12 protein-coding genes are annotated in these 15,342 nt (G+C 70.8%); 10 read left to right on the top strand and 2 right to left on the bottom strand.

The features are described from left to right. Positions 1 to 146: 146 nt before the first annotated feature. The 3 genes from EMA17_RS23220 to EMA17_RS23210 all read left to right on the top strand — a co-directional run bounded on the left by EMA17_RS23220 (position 147) and on the right by EMA17_RS23210 (position 2,028). The gene (locus EMA17_RS23220; RefSeq protein WP_126639043.1) at positions 147 to 728 is read left to right on the top strand and encodes a TetR/AcrR family transcriptional regulator; all 582 of its coding nucleotides are present in this window, start codon (positions 147 to 149) and stop codon (positions 726 to 728) included. Between the two features lie 344 nt (positions 729 to 1,072). Next, complete coding sequence (locus EMA17_RS23215) at positions 1,073 to 1,504, top strand: PadR family transcriptional regulator (RefSeq protein ID WP_246126835.1); 432 nt, start codon at positions 1,073 to 1,075, stop codon at positions 1,502 to 1,504. Between the two features lie 20 nt (positions 1,505 to 1,524). Next, a complete protein-coding gene (locus EMA17_RS23210; RefSeq protein WP_126639041.1) occupies positions 1,525 to 2,028 on the top strand; it encodes a hypothetical protein in 504 nt (167 codons plus the stop codon). Positions 2,029 to 2,073: 45 nt separating this feature from the next. Here EMA17_RS23210 and EMA17_RS23205 read toward each other — a convergent pair whose 3' ends face one another. Then, positions 2,074 to 3,477 carry a hypothetical protein gene (locus EMA17_RS23205; protein WP_126639040.1) on the bottom strand — a complete coding sequence of 468 codons (1,404 nt, stop codon included), beginning with the start codon at positions 3,475 to 3,477 and terminating at the stop codon, positions 2,074 to 2,076. Between the two features lie 199 nt (positions 3,478 to 3,676). On the opposite strand from EMA17_RS23205, the gene EMA17_RS23200 reads away from it, so the two are divergent. The 5 genes from EMA17_RS23200 to EMA17_RS23180 all read left to right on the top strand — a co-directional run bounded on the left by EMA17_RS23200 (position 3,677) and on the right by EMA17_RS23180 (position 10,900). Further along, positions 3,677 to 4,390 carry a GNAT family N-acetyltransferase gene (locus tag EMA17_RS23200; protein ID WP_126639039.1) on the top strand — a complete coding sequence of 238 codons (714 nt, stop codon included), beginning with the start codon at positions 3,677 to 3,679 and terminating at the stop codon, positions 4,388 to 4,390. Between the two features lie 72 nt (positions 4,391 to 4,462). Further along, positions 4,463 to 7,219, top strand: coding sequence for a helix-turn-helix transcriptional regulator (locus tag EMA17_RS23195; RefSeq protein WP_126639038.1), 2,757 nt, complete (start codon positions 4,463 to 4,465; stop codon positions 7,217 to 7,219). A 398-nt stretch (positions 7,220 to 7,617) separates the two neighbouring features. Beyond that, complete coding sequence (locus tag EMA17_RS23190) at positions 7,618 to 8,724, top strand: hypothetical protein (RefSeq protein ID WP_126639037.1); 1,107 nt, start codon at positions 7,618 to 7,620, stop codon at positions 8,722 to 8,724. A 177-nt stretch (positions 8,725 to 8,901) separates the two neighbouring features. Then, positions 8,902 to 9,687, top strand: a complete 786-nt coding sequence (locus EMA17_RS23185; RefSeq protein WP_126639036.1) for a metallophosphoesterase — start codon at positions 8,902 to 8,904, stop codon at positions 9,685 to 9,687. Positions 9,688 to 9,934: 247 nt separating this feature from the next. Further along, positions 9,935 to 10,900: an NADP-dependent oxidoreductase gene (locus EMA17_RS23180; protein WP_126639035.1), complete on the top strand. Its 966-nt coding sequence runs from the start codon at positions 9,935 to 9,937 to the stop codon at positions 10,898 to 10,900. 47 nt (positions 10,901 to 10,947) lie between these two features. On the opposite strand, the gene EMA17_RS23175 is transcribed toward EMA17_RS23180, so the two are convergent. Beyond that, positions 10,948 to 12,246, bottom strand: coding sequence for an MFS transporter (locus EMA17_RS23175; RefSeq protein WP_218042993.1), 1,299 nt, complete (start codon positions 12,244 to 12,246; stop codon positions 10,948 to 10,950). A 382-nt stretch (positions 12,247 to 12,628) separates the two neighbouring features. On the opposite strand from EMA17_RS23175, the gene EMA17_RS23170 reads away from it, so the two are divergent. Continuing rightward, positions 12,629 to 13,534: a PaaX family transcriptional regulator gene (locus EMA17_RS23170; protein ID WP_160161524.1), complete on the top strand. Its 906-nt coding sequence runs from the start codon at positions 12,629 to 12,631 to the stop codon at positions 13,532 to 13,534. 148 nt (positions 13,535 to 13,682) lie between these two features. Next, entirely contained in the window at positions 13,683 to 15,338 is a 1,656-nt protein-coding gene (locus EMA17_RS23165; protein WP_126639032.1) for a (2,3-dihydroxybenzoyl)adenylate synthase, read from the top strand. The last annotated feature ends 4 nt before the right edge of the window (positions 15,339 to 15,342 follow it).

The following is a 15,342-nucleotide window of genomic DNA, read 5'->3' as shown; positions in this document are numbered from 1 at the left end:
CGCAACGCTAAACGGAAGAGGTTCCGGTAACCTCCGCAGCGGGTAGTCCACGGCGGGTAAACACCTTCACCCCGGCCGCACGACCGGGAAACCGGGCACCATCGACGAGGGAGTGGAACGTGGCGAACGAGTCGACGGACCTACCGATGCTTCACCCGACGGAACCGATCGAACGGGCGGACGCGGCCCGCAACCGCCGAAAGATCCTGGACGCGGCGTCGCACATCGTGGCCACCAAGGGCGTGGAAGCGCTGTCGATGGAGGAGGTCGCCCAGAGCGCGGGCGTGGGCGTGGGCACGCTGTACCGCCGCTTCGGCGACCGCGCGGGCCTGGCCTACGCCCTCCTGGACGAAAAGGAGCGCGAACTCCAGGCGGCGTTCATGTCGGGGCCACCGCCGCTGGGCCCGGGTGCCCCTCCCCTGGAGCGCATCCGGGCCTTCCTGCACGCCCTGCACGATCGAGTGGAGGCGCAGCCCACCCTGCTGATGGTCGCCGAGATGAACTCCGCACACGCCCGATACGGCGGGGCGTACGGGGTGCACCACGCGCACCTGGCCGCCCTCGTCGCCGAGGCCCGACCCGGATCCGACGCCTCCTACCTCGCCGACGCGCTCCTGGCCCCGCTCAGCGCGAGCATGATCACCTACCAGCGACAACGCGGCATGAGCCCCGAACGCATCGGCGCCGGCCTCGACGAGGTCCTGGACGGGTTCACGTCCGACGCGTGAGGAAGCCCCACATCGTCGGACCCGAACACGGGCCGGGGGAACAAGAGCCGAAGGCCCGGACGTCCACCGCGGTCGCCACAACGATCCGATACCCGTACTCCCGGGCCGCGACGGGGACTTCGTGGCCGGCGGCGGGTTTCTACAAGCGGGTCCCGCAGTCCGCGGGACACGGTACCGGGCGTGGAACACAATGCGGGGAAACGCGGGAGGCGGGTCGAATCGTGTGCCGCTCGCGCGGTTCGCGGGAGCACCGGTCCGGTCGGGGTTCGAGGCCGGTCGGCTCCGTGCGACGAGCCTGGTCGCGGAGCGTCGTGATGGGGACGGGCAGGCCGACACGGGCGGCGTTGCGATCACACGTCCTGCGGCTGACCGCCGCGGGCGGTTCGGCTCACGGGGCGAGTCTGCTGCGGAGTCTGACGGGGCTCGGGTACGAGGTGACCGGCGGGGTGCTGTACCCCACGCTGCGCCGTATGGAGGCGGAGGAACTGCTGGTGTCGGAGCAGCGGGTGGTCGAGGGCACGATCCGTCGGGTGTACCGGGTCACGGCGAGAGCGGAACAGGTGTTGGCGGAGGAGCGTCGGCTCGTGATGGAGTCGGTGCGTGAGGCACTGGCCGCCGAGCCTCCCTCGCGCGCGACCGGGTCACGGGCAGCGGGGGCGGTCGACGACGGCGCCGGCGCGCCGGCGCCGTCGAGCGAGGTGGCCCGCGGGGAGCTCGACCCGCCGGGTGGGAAGGGTGGTACGTCGGTGTCTCGCGTGTACACCCCACGGTCGTGACGGCTCCGGGATTGGTCCAGGTGATTCATTCCCTGGCCACCGGTCCCGCCGGCGAGATCGCGCACGACGGTTGGCCGGGGATCGCGAACCGTCTCGTGCGTCTGGGCTGCGACTGGTCGGTGGTCGTCGATCTCGCCGCGATGGGCGCGCCCTCGGAGGCGGGTGTGGACGCCATGGTCGTCCGCCTCGCCGAGCGAAGCCGGCGGGCCCTCGCGGGCTCGCCGGCGCCGTTGTTCTGGGACACCGTCTGCGGCATGGTGGCCCGGGCGTGGCGTCTGGGCGCGTTCGACGAGGTCGACGCGATGTATGTGATGGACGGCCTCTGGTGGCTCACCCGGGGCCTCGACGGGTCGACCGGTCGGGGTGTCGGGATCATCCGGACCGGGATGGGGCTCAAGGAGGTCGTCGAGTTCTACGACATCCGCCCCGAGGCGACGATCCTGCTGCTCGAGGCCGATCTGCTCGTCCCTGTCGACGCCGTGGACGTCGCGCTGTGCGAGGCCGTGTTGGAGGCCGTGCGCTGACGCACCGACCGTCTGTTGGACGTGTGTCGAGGTCCGTCCGGTCGATCACGCGCGGGCGTCGATGGTGACGATGCCTACGTTTTCGGGGCCGACCAGGACCAGGACGCCGAAGTCCTGCCGGTCCTCGGTGTACTCGCCGTCGAACCAGTGGAAGGGCAGTCCCGCGGCGTAGGCGAGTCGTGGTGCCTCGGGCACGGCGCCGAAGACCCGGTAGGTCACCTCGGCGAAGAGATCGCGGACGAGCCATGGGAGGAGGTGTCCGGTCGGATCGGCCGACGTCCTCGCCTCGTCGTGGCCGGACGACATCATGTGGCTGCCCACGAGTTCCTCCCGAACGGCGTCCACGAGCGCGGTCAGGCCCGAGGCGTCCACCCGGAACAGCCCGTCGTCGTGGTGGTTGTGATCGAACTCCCATGATTCATAAGGGAGTTCAGTACCTTCCCGGATCTCGCTCCACAGCGGTGAGGCGCGGAACCGGGTCCACACCTCCCGGTCGTCGGCCCGCGGATCGTCGGGCAAGTCGAGACCGTGGGGTTCGACCGCGACCGTGCAGGTCATCGGCTCGTTGTTGTTCAGGTTCAGGAATTCGGCGAGGAGCGCGGTGGTACAGGCGGTTCGCGTACGGAAGGCGGCGCGGCGATGGTCCTCCTCGCCCAGCGAGCCGCATCCGCGATGGCCGGCCAGGACACAGGCCGGATCCGGCCGTGCGCGGCCCTCGGCGTGTGTGCGTACGGGCGCCACCGCCAGCCGGGTGATCGGGCCGTCGCGGTGACGAAACAGCAGGTGCAGCTCGCCGTCGATCGGGTCGCCGCCGGGCTCGTGGGCGACGTCCACCCACAGCACTTCGTGACCCCCGTCGCGGACGAGCACACCGGCGAGATGCGCGACGAGCAGCCGGACCCGGACGTCGTTTGTCGCCTCTCCGCCGGGGTCGAGTGTCGCCACGAGCGATCGCGTGACCCCGGCGACGATGGGCCGCTCGTCCCCGTGCGTCGGGACCGTCGGGGCCGCTCCGACGGCGGAGGGAAGCGGTCGTACCGCGACGGGGTGTCGTCGTCCGGCCGCTCCGGCGTCGACGAACACCCCCGGGTACCCGGCGACGCCCGTGACCTCCGCCAGGGCGTCGATCGGCGCGCGGTCACGATCGCTCGCCCGGCTCGCCCCACCGGATGTCGTACGGAACACGGACACCCGCCACGTCGACCCGTCGGCCCCCGACGGCGCCGGCAGCCAGTGTTCGAGCAGGCCCGCCGCGGCGGACACCTCGTCCATCCGCCGCGACCAGCCCCGCACGATCACCCGACCCGGGTCGTCGCACACGTGGCCGGCGCGCCCGCAGGATGCGCCGCATCCGGAATCCGGTGCCGGATCGCCGTGTTCGCGCAGGAACGCCTCGTAGGTGGGCCACGGGGGAACGGGACCGGCGCCGGCGCTGCCCTTTTCACGCATCGCGGGAGCCTATACAGGACCGTTTTCGGCCCCTCGTCGCGGGGGCACCGACCGGACCCGCCGGCGCGACCCACCGATCTCCCACCGCGCGGCGTACGATGTCGGCCCGGCGACCCGACGGGCATCGGGTCGCCGCGGACCGGGTCGTGCCCCACACGAGGGACGACCACCGTTCGCCCCGCACGAAACGGTGACAGACATGCAGGACGTCGAGCCCGGGCCCGCGCCGGCCCACTTCCGATTTCGCCGGGTGCTCCGCGCCGATTTTCCTCTCCTCGCCTCCTGGTTGTCGCGGCCGCACGTGCGCCGCTGGTGGAACCACGAGACGGAACCCGAAGCGGTGGCCCGCGACTTCGGCGACGCCGCGGACGGCCTGGAGCCGTCGGAGGACCTGCTCGCGCTGCGCGACGGGACGCCGGTGGGCCTGGTCCAGCGCTCGCGCCTGGCGGACTATCCCGAGTACCTCGCGGAGTTCGAGGAGTTCATCGAGGTACCCGCCGAATCCGTGACCATCGACTATCTGGTCGGCGACCCGGGCCTGGTGGGACGCGGCGTCGGCACGGCGATGATCCGGGCCGTCGTGGCGGACACCTGGGCCGCCCGAGCCCGGACGCCCGCGATCGTGGTCGCCGTCGCGGCCGGCAACATCGCCTCGTGGCGCGTGCTCGAACGTGTCGGCTTCACCCGGGTCGGCGAAGGCGCCATGGAGCCGGACAACCCCGTCGATCCCCCGTTGCACTACCTGTACCGCCTGGATCGACCGGTCGACGCGCAACCGTCACCGACCGCCGCCCACGACACCACGCCGCGTCCGCGCCCCGACCGGCACACGGGCGATGGCTCGATTTCCCCCGAGCGCGACACGCACGACGTGTACCCGGCGGCTTGCCCACCGCCGGTCGGACACGTATAAATCACCCATGGAACGCCGGGCGAGGGTGGCCGAAAGGCGATCGTCGGCTCGTCCCGAGCCGGGGCGAACGCCATGGTGAACCCACGCTCTCGGCCGACCCTGCTGACGAACTTCGTCGGTCGGGCCTCGGAACTGGATGCCTTGCGTCCGCTCCTGCGCGACGGCCGGCGCCTGTTGACGCTCGTGGGCCCCGGTGGGATCGGCAAGACCCGCCTGGCCCTGGCGTTGGCCACCGAGGATCCCGACGCGGACGTGGTCTTCGTGGATCTGGGCGCGCTCGCCGACGAACGCCTGGTCGACGCGGCCGTGCTCGAGGCCGTGTCCCCGGGCGTCAAACCCGGGCGGACACCCTTGCGCGCCGCGCTCCACGACCTGCGGGAGAGGTCGGCGGTGATCGTGCTGGACACCTGCGAACACCTGCCGGCCGCCGCGGCGAGAGTGGCCGACACGTTCCTGACGGCGTGCCCCCGCGCCCGCGTGCTGGCCACCAGCCGGGTTCCCCTGCACACTCGCGACGAGCGCGTATGGCGCGTTCCACCACTGACGGTGGGCGCCGGGGACGCACACGACCCCTCCGACGCGACACGCCTGTTCGTCGATCGGGTCGAACTCGTACGCGGCGACCTCGTACGGACCCCGGAGACCCGGGCGGACGTCGAGCGCATCGTGCGCGCGCTGGACGGATTCCCCCTCGCGATCGAACTGGCCGCGGCACGCACGCGCATGATGACACTCCGCGAGATCGCCGACGGATTGGATCTGCGCCTGCTGGCGGGCGGCCCCACCCGGGGCGAGGCCCGTCACCGGACGATGCGCCGTTGCCTGGACTGGAGCCACGCCCTGCTCTCCGACCGGGAAAAGCTGCTGTTCGCGCGCGTGTCGGTGTTCACCGACGGATGGACGGCGGACGCGGCTGAGGCGGTGTGCGGCGACGAGGAACCCACCGCGAGGTGGGTACGCGACACGCTGGCCGCACTGGTCGACAAGTCCCTGATCGTCGCGGACGGCAAATCCCGCGACACGCGCTATCGGATGCTGCTCCCGATGCGGCAGTACGCCACCGGGCTGCTCGGCGCCGACGAGACCTCGCGGGACTTCGTCCGCGTGAACGAGCGACACGTCGCCTACTTCGCGGCTCTCGCGGAACGGGCGGATCTGGAGCTGTGGGCCCTGAGCGTGGACAGGCGCCGGCTGATCGACGTGGAGATGCCGAACCTGCGGGCCGCGCTGGAGAGCGCCTGCGCCGCCGGCTCCGTCGACGCGTTGCGCATCACCGCCGCTCTGGGCTCCTACTGGCGCATGTGCGGCTCGCTAACCGAAGGAGTGGAGGCCACGGGCCGGGCGTTGGCGGCGGTCCCGGACACCGCCCACCCCGCACGGGCGATGACGCTGGCCGTCCGCTCGACGTTGACCTTTTGGACGGGCGACCTTCCCGGCACCGAGGCGGCGGCCACCGAGGCGATCGAGATCGCGAAGCGCTCCGGGGACCGAAGAGCCCTTTCGCACGCCCTCCTTCGGCTGGCCAACTTCATCTGCATCACCGATCCGCCCCTGGCACAACCGATGTTCCGTGCGGCGGTCGACCTGGCCAAGGGCGCGCACGACAACCTCGCCCTCGCGGACGCGCTGGGCTGCTACACGTTGAGCCTGCTCTGGCAGGGCGACTTCCCGCTGCTGTCCGACATCGCGCGTCAGGCACTCGACGCGGCGGCGGCCATCGACTTCGACGGCGTGCGCTCGCTCACGCTGTGGTGCCTGGCGGTCGGCGCCCGCTCGACGGGCGACGTCGCCGAGACGCTGCGACTGGCGGACGCCATGGTGCCCGCGGTGGCCGGCAACGCGGGCGAGGCCGCCGCGTTCGCGCTGACCTGCCGCGTGCAGGTGCTCTCGACGACGGCGGCCCTTCGGGGGGATCCGCACCGGGCCCGGGAACTGGCTCTCGCCGAGTTCGAGCGCGTCACGCGCGAACCGATGCGCTGGGCGTGCGGACTGCTGATCAAGGCACTCGCCTACGCCGAACTGGCCGCCGGCGACCTCGACGCCGCCCGCGCGTGGGCCGAGCGCGTGTACGCCGACGAACGGGAGGGCGCCGGCTTCCTGGCCTGGCAGGCCCAGTCGATCCTGATGCTCGCCGCGCTCGCCTCGGCCGATCCCGCGGGCGCCCGCGAGCACGCCGCCCACGTGACCCGCATCGCCGATCGGCTGGGGAATCGATACGCCGCCACGGTGGCCACCCTGGGCACCGCACGCGCCGCACTGTGGGAACACGACCCGGGGACGGCCGAGATCACCGCCCTGGACGCGCTGACCACGAGTTGTGGGGAAGGATGGTGGCTCGAGGCCGTCACCGCCGCCGAACTCGTCGCGAGCGCGGCCGTCGAGCGGGCCGAATACCGGCGCGCCGTCACGCTGTTCGCGGCCGTCGACGCGGCCCGCGACGCGTCGGGCGTCGTTCGCGTCCCGCTGGAGGACACCTATTGGAGCGGCAGGCGCGCCGTCGCGACCGACGCCCTCGACGAGCCCGCGCTCTCCCGGGCCCTCGCCGACGGCGCCGCGATGTCGCTCCCGGACGCCGCCGTGTACGCCCGCGACACGCACAACCCCCGGTCCCGCGCGTCCCGCGGCTGGGAGAGCCTGACGCCCACCGAATCCAGGGTGGCCCTGCTCGCCGCCGACGGACTGCTCAACCCCGAGATCGCCGAGCAACTCTTCGTCTCACGCAGCACGGTCAAGGTCCACATGTCCCACATCCTCGCCAAGCTCGGCGTCGCCAACCGCACCGAACTCGCCGTCCTGGTCCACTCCCGCGCACGCGACCCCCACAACTGACCGACCACGCGCCACGCGCCCCCGGCGAGTCCACCGCCGATCGTCCGTGTCGTGTCGTGATTCTCCTGGCAGCCACCCCGCCGAGCACGAAGTACCTGTCTGCGAACCTGGCATGGTCTCGGCAACGGCCCGCGGTGTGGACGATTCGATTTACTCGCCTTGGAGTTTGAAGTCCTACGGCACAGCAGTCGGGTGAGGCACAAGCCCGGTACCGAAATGATCGGTACCCACATCACGAGTGGCACCGGCGATCGACCGAGCGTTACGCTCGGTCGCGTCACCACGCCGGACGATCTTCGCTCGTCATCGCGATGGTCGGCGTGGCCGTCCCTGCCCGTCGCCATCACGTAGTCCCGCTCCGACCAAAGCCAAGGGTGCCCGGAATGCATGCTGACCCGATGGCGTCGACAACTCCCATCGAGGTCGAGCTGATCGGTGAATCGGCCGAGCCGGTCCTCGACGTGCCGCATCGGATCGGCGGGGGCGGGTGGGCGGCACGGTCGGCCGCCGGTGAGTTGCTGTTGATGGATGGCCGGCTCGCCGTGACGGGAAGCTTCCCGCTCCCGGCGGCGATCCTCCGGGAGAAGCCCGCTTCCGGTGTCGGCGGCCAAACGTGCCGGGTTGACGTCAGTCCGGACCTGAGGTTCGCGGCATTCGCCGTAACCGACCGTATTGTGGTGATTGATCGCAGCGGTGAGGTGCAGTGGCAGGTGACCCACACCGTGCCCTCCATCGAGGGAACGAACGATGTGGCGGGATGCGCTGTGTTCACCCCCGACGGCACCTCGTTGTGGGCATTCGTGCCGAGGCCCACGGACACCGACGCATTGCCGCGAGACGCATATCCGTTCCGCCCGCCGTTCGGCGTCGATCGTCATGTGCTCGATGTGAGCGACTGGCGTACAACGGCCCGTACAGCAACCGAATACCGGTGCCACAGCCGCGTGTTCCTTCACCCTGACGGCGAGCACGCCAGCTACGGGTCATTCGACGGGCACGACGGCTGGTCCTGCCGGTGGGTCCGCTGGGACAACGGCTCCGAGACGGTCGTCGTGACAGGCTGGATGAAGCCCGTCGACATCCATCCCAGCGGCGAACGCTGGCTCGCCCACAACGCGTGCGAGTTGGTCGCGGGCGACTTCCGCAGCGGCACTGTGTCGACCATCGCGGTGGAGGCCGACGTCGAGGAAGCACCGGAAGCGGACTGGGACGACCATCCGTACCACGGCTATGACCTGGACATCTCGACCGCCTGCCTGCTCACTCCGAACCTCGCTCTCGCCGGCTGCGACAGCCTCTCGGAAGCTTGCCACCGTCCACATCTGCTGTTCCGGGTGGACCCGCCTCACGTCTACGGACCGGTGTCCTACCCGCCGACAAGCATCTTCGGCGCAAGCACATACCAGGGGTGCGACGTAGGCATCGCCGGCGCCGGTGACGGCACCTGGGTGACCTGCGTCCCGGGCGGTCGACTGCAACGGTGGCGACTGCGCGCCGTGTCGTGATTCTCCTGGCAGCCGGCCGCCGAGCGCGATCAGACTGTCCGGCGTCGCCACGGATGTCCTTCCGTCAACGGTGAAACCTCCGCACGCGACCGTCTTCGCCACACCCCGCAGTCCGGTGGTCCGGCAGTCCCGACACGGACACGGAACCCGTTCTCCCGATCCGAGGGAATCGACAGCATGATCGTGTTCGCTCATCTCAGCGACACCCACTTCGACGGCGGCGCACGCAGCGTCGAGCGCGCCCGAGCGGCGATGGACCACCTCGACGCGCTTCCGCACGACCTCGACGCGATCCTGGTCACCGGGGACATCGCGGACAACGGCACCGCCGCCGAGTACGACACGGCCCGGACCGTGCTCGCTTCGCGACACCCGGTCCTGATCGGTCCCGGCAATCACGATGTGCGGGGCCCGTACCGCGCCGGCCTGCTGGGCGGATCCGCCGACGACGACACCCCCGTCAACCAGGTGCTGCGCACCGAGTCCGCGGTGTACGCGATGTGCGACTCGTCGATCCCGGGGCGACACGACGGTCTGCTCGCGCCCGAGACACTGGCGTGGTTGTCGGGCGTTCTCGACGAAACGCCTTCCGACGTACCGGTGTTCATCGCCTTCCACCATCCTCCGGTGGAGTTGCGGATCCCCACGCTCGACGTCATCCGCCAATTCGGCGAGGCCGACCTGGCGGACCTGGTCGAGCGTCATCCGAACGTCGCCGCGCTGCTGTGCGGGCACGTGCACAGTCCGGCCGCCACGACGTTCGCCGGCAGGCCCCTCCTGCTCGCTCCCGGGATCGTCTCCACGGTGCGGTTGCCGTGGGAACGTGACGAGCACGCGGGTCACATCGACCCGTTGCTGCCACCGATGTTGACGTTCAACGTCTGGGACTCGGGCCGGTTGACGACGCACTACCGCGTGGTGGGCGCGAACGACGCCCGTGTGGGTGGCGACCGACACGCATAGGTGCGGAACGCGACGGGCGGGTTCCCCACGTCTTGGCGCTCTTTTCCTATGGGTGCGCGAGTGTGAAGAACGATCGTCGTCACGTCCGGGAAGTCCCGGACGGGCATGTCCTCGTGCGCGAACCCTTCTTCCCGGCCGCCGTGTTCGATGTCGATCGAACACGGTGCGGTCGTCGTCCGGCCCCTTCGGTGTCGGTGTCCATGGAGCGTGCGGGGACGGTCCATGGCCGGTTGCGATGAGAATGAGGATGAGCATGACCACCACCCCGGTTCTGATGCGTGCGATCCGCCACGACGTGGCCGGGGGTTCCGACGTGCTTCGGCTGGTCGAGGTCGAACGTCCCGAGCCGGGCCCCACCGAGGTCCTGGTGCGCGTGCACGCCGCGGGTGTGAACCCGATCGACTGGAAGACCCGCACCAGGGGCGGGTTCGTGCACCAGGATCCGCCGTACACGGTCGGCTACGACGTGGCGGGCGTCGTCGAGGCCGTGGGCCTGGGCGTGACCTCCCTCGCCCCCGGGGACGACGTGTACGGCATGGCCCGCTTCCCGCATCCCGCGGGCGCGTACGCGGAGTACGTCACGGCCCCCTCGCGCCACTTCGCGCGCCTGCCGCGCGGGCTCGACCACGTGCACGCCGCCGCGCTGCCCCTCGCCGCGTTGACCGCGTGGCAGGCGCTGGTCGTCACGGCCGACGTCGCCCCGGGGCAACGCGTCCTGATCCACGGCGCGGCGGGCGGCGTCGGCCACCTGGCGGCGCAGATCGCGGCGGCGCGCGGCGCGCACGTGATCGGCACCGCGAGCCCCGCCAAGCACGAGTTCCTGCGCGGACTGGGCGTGGCCGAGGTGGTGGACTACACCGATGTCGACTTCGCCGAGGTGGTGCGCGACGTGGACGTGGTCCTGGACACGATCGGCGGCGACTATCCGCTCCGGTCGCTGCGGACGTTGCGCGAGGGCGGGACGCTGGTGACGATCATCCCTCCGGCGGACGACTTCCCCTACGAACAGGCCCGTGCGGCCGGTGTGCGCGCGGTGTTCGTACTCGTCGAACCCGACGCCGCCGACCTGCGCGAGATCACCGAACTCGTCGAGCGGGACGACCTGCGCGTCCACGTTTCGACGGTGCTCCCTCTCGCGGACGCGGCGAAGGCCCACGACCTCGGCGAACTCGGCCGCACCACGGGCAAGATCGTGCTCTCCGTACACGACTGAGCGAACCCGGGCGTGGGCCGGCCGCCCCCGCCCGGTCGCACGCGCGATCAGTGTCGGTTCTCGTGTCGATGCGGCTCGATGTCCGCGATGTCGTCGTGCGGTTCGGGTGCCTCGGCGGGTTCGGGCGCCGTGGTCGTGCGGGGGACCAGGGCGACGGCGGCCGCGGCGATGAGGGCGATCGCGGCGAAGAAATGGAAGTTCCATTCGGGCGCGAGTTCGGCCGCGACCAGGTGCCCTCCGATCGTGGGCCCGAGGATGGCCCCCAGGCGCCCGACACCCAGCGACCATCCCAGGGCCGTCGCACGTGCCTTCACCGGATACGACATGCCGATGTAGGAGTTGAGGAGGATCTGCGTGCCGACGCCGAAGCCGGCGCCGATCACCAGCAGGTAGGCGATCGCCTCGGGCGGTCGGGTGCTCAGCCCGGCGATGCAGGCCGCGGCTGTCACGAACATCGCCACGATCGCCGGTTTGGCGCTCCACCTGTCGGCGGCCCGGGCCATCACGAGCGCGCCGAGGATGGTCCCAGCGTTGAGGGCGAGCAGGAAGCTCAACGAGGCTCCCAGCGAGAAGCCGGCCTTGAGCATGATCTGGGGCAGCCACGTGTTCAACCCGTAGACGAGCAGGAGCCCGAGGAAGCAGGTGACCCAGAAGACGACGGTGGTCGCACGGTAGCGCGCGACGAACAGCGAGCCGACCGACTGCCCGCGCGACGCGCGAGCCTCGACGGTCGGCCGCACGGGTGGGCGGATCGGTGCCGGCAGCCCCATGCGGTACGCGAGTTCGTCGGCTTCGGCGAACCGACCTCGGGTGCGCAGGAAGTGGACGGACTCGGGGAGGGCCTTGAGCATGACGGGGAGTACGAGCAGGGGTGCCGCTCCGAGCGCGAACATTCCCCGCCATCCGAAGTCCGGCAGCAACGAACGGGCGGCGACGGCGGCCAGGGCGCCGCCGACCGCCCATCCCGAGAACATCAGGGCGTACGTGAAGCTGCGTCGATGGGCGGGGGCGTACTCCAGGGTCAACGCCGTGGCGGTCGGAATCACGCCGCCGAGACCCAGTCCCGCGACGAACCGCAGGGCGCCGAGCCACTCGGGCGAGGGCGCGAACGCGCACGCGCCCATCGCCACCGAGAACCAGCCCAGGCACAGCAGGATCGTCGGCCTTCGGCCGATGATGTCGGTGATCGTCCCCGCGACCAGGGCCCCGATGAGCATCCCGGTCAGTCCGTAGCTGCCGATCGTGCCCGCCTCGGCCACGCTCAGGGACCAGCCGGGCTCCTTGAGGAGTACGGGGATGACGGCTCCGTAGACGATCAGGTCGTATCCGTCGAACACGACCGTCACGAAACAGAGGAAGACCACGAGAAGGCCGGATCTCGGCCAGGCTTGTGATTGCCGCGTTTCACTCATCACAGTCTCCGATGACGTGAGTGGACTCGCCCGGATGTGCCGGCCCGGCCGTCGTCCGCACCTCGGGTGGGCGTGCGGATCGTCTGCGGATCGCGGCACGCGGGTGTGGCGACGGCGGGGCCGGTTGCGTGGACCCCCGGCACGCAAGCGGTGGAATATGTGTAACGCCCGATGAGACGATCGTCAATGAACTTGTCACATATAGTTCATCGTGGAAGCCGCTTCACGGATGCCCGGCACAGGGTGGGTGTCCACGCCGGCCCACGACCGCACGACGAGGCGATCGCCTGTACGGCGACGAGCGAGGGGTGTTCCGATGCGCGATACCGCGACGGTGACGGCGGCGGGAGGCGGGGCGGGCGAGAACTCGCCTCGTTCGCTGGTGTTCGACGTGTTCGGCGAGTACGTGCGCACCGACACCGGCTACATCACCCTGCAGGCGCTCTCGCGCCTGCTCGAGCCGTTCGACGTGCCCCCGGACTCACTGCGCGTGCTCATGTCGCGACTGCGGCGCGAAGGCTGGTTCGAGACCGTCAAGTCCGGCCGCATGAGCCTCTACCTGCCCTCGGAGCGTGGTTGGTCGCTCCTCGACGAGGGGTACGCGCGCATCATGGGCGGCCCGCACGACCGATGGTCCGGTGATTGGCACATGGTGATCTTCTCGGTCCCGGAGACCGAGCGGGCAACGCGCGCCCGGCTTCGCAAGCGCCTCACCTGGTTGGGCTTCGGGCCGCTCGCGCCGTCGACGTGGATTTCGCCCCGGGACCGCCTGGCGGAGGCGACCGAGATCCTCGCGGCCGAGCCGGACGTGCAGTACGACCGACTGGTCGCCCGATCGTTGAGCCCCCGGGAGGATCGGGATCGGGCCGCACGCTGTTGGGATCTCGACACGCTCGCGGCCGGCTATCGCGACTACATCGATCGGTGGGAGTCGGCGCTCGAGCGCCTGCGGACCGATCCCCCGCCGCCGCCTCGGGCGTTCGTGGTGCGCACGCGGGTGATCCACGAGTATCGCAAGTTCTTGTTCCTGGACCCCGACCTGCCCGCGCGGTTGTTGCCGCGGGACTGGCCGGCCTCCCGTGCGCACGGCCTCATGTTGGAGGTGTTCGCGACACTGCGTGACGCGGCGAGGCGGCACTACCGACAGGTCACCTCCGACATGCCGGCTCCGGGCCACGGCGGTCCGGCGACCCCCGTTCGCCCCCTGCCGCGCCTGCCGTGAACCCGGCCACAGCGCCCCACCTCCGCGACATGTAACAAGACAATTGACGAACGTTCTTCTTCGTGTTTCAGTTTACGTATGCGGGTCCCGCCGAGGACGCCGGTGACCGGGCTCGAGACTTCGGCGACGACGGAAATCCGAGGACGACATGGACGTACGAACCGGTTTCACCCCTTGGCCGGACGAGGTCGCCCGCCGGTACCGCGAGCGCGGACTCTGGCGTGGCCGCACGCTGGGCACCGAGTTCCGGGAACGCGCCGAACGCACCCCCGACCGCGTCGCACTGATCGACGGGGACGAGCGCCGGACCTACCGGAACCTCGACGACACCGCCGACCTCCTGGCCGCCCGACTCCTCGGGCGCGGCCTCGGACGCGGTGACGTCGTCGTCGTGCAACTGCCGAACACGGCCGAGTTCGTCATCCTGACGCTCGCCTGCCTGCGCATCGGTGTCGTCCCCGTGATGGCCCTGACCCAGCACCGACAGGCCGACATCCGCCACCTGTTCGACATCACCGACGCCCGTGCCTACGCGGTACCGACGCGCTACCGGGACTTCGACCACCTCGCGATGGCCGACGAGATCGCGGCACGGACGCCGTCGCTACGGCATGTGCTGGTCGCGGGCGAAGCGACACCCCCGGACCGGTTCCGCCTCGCCATCCGCGAAGACGGCGATCCCACGACGGCGCGTTCGAGCATCCGCCCGCACACCCCCGCGCCCGACGACCCCGCGCTGCTCCTGCTCTCGGGCGGGACGACCGGCCGACCCAAGCTCATCGCGCGCACCCACGACGACTACGCCCTCAACGCCCGAGCCACCGCCGACGTGTGCGGCATCACCGAGAACACCGTGTATCTGATCGCCCTCCCCGCGGCGCACAACTTCGCGCTCGCGTGTCCCGGCATCCTGGGCGTGCTCTTCGCGGGCGGAACCGTGGTGATGTCCGACAGCCCGGCTCCCGACCGGGCCTTCGCGTTGATCGAACGGCACGCGGTCACCGACACCGCCGTGGTGCCCGCGGTCGCGCACCGCTGGGCCGAAGCGGCCCGGACCACCGGATACGACCTGTCCAGCCTGCGTGCCCTGGCCGTCGGCGGATCACGGCTGGCCCCGGAACTGGCCCGCCGGGTGGAACCCGCGCTCGGGGTCCGCGTGCAACAGGGCTTCGGGATGGCGGAGGGCCTGATCAACTACACCCGCCTCGACGACCCCGACACCGTGCGGCACGGGACCCAGGGCCGGCCGGTGTGCCCCGACGACGAGATCCGCATCGTGGACCCGAGCGACCGGGACGTACCCGACGGACACACCGGCGAGCTGCTGACCCGGGGTCCCTACACGATTCGCGGCTACTACCGCGCGCCCGAGCACAACGCCCGCGCGTTCACGGCGGACGGCTGGTACCGCACCGGCGACATCGTGCGCCTTCACCCGTCCGGCAACCTCGTGGTCGAGGGCCGCGTCAAGGACATCATCAACCGCGGCGGCGAGAAGATCTCGGCCGAGGAGATCGAGAACTTCGCCTACGGACACCCCGCCGTCTCCGACGCGGCCGCGGTGCCGTCCCCCGACCCGGTCCTGGGCGAGGTGATCTGCCTCTACATCGTGGCCAAACCCGACACCGAACCGTCCCCCGAGGCTCTTCGGGAACACATGACGCGCGCGGGCATGGCCGTGCACAAGCTTCCCGACGTGATCCACGTGATCACGCGCATGCCCACGACCAACGTCGGCAAGATCGACAAGGCGGCGCTGCGGACCGACGCGGCCCGACGACAGGGCCATGCGATCCACCCCTGACACG

Source organism: Embleya hyalina (genome assembly GCF_003967355.1).
In the GTDB taxonomy this organism is placed as follows: domain Bacteria; phylum Actinomycetota; class Actinomycetes; order Streptomycetales; family Streptomycetaceae; genus Embleya; species Embleya hyalina.
This window is presented reverse-complemented; position numbering and strand designations above follow the sequence as displayed.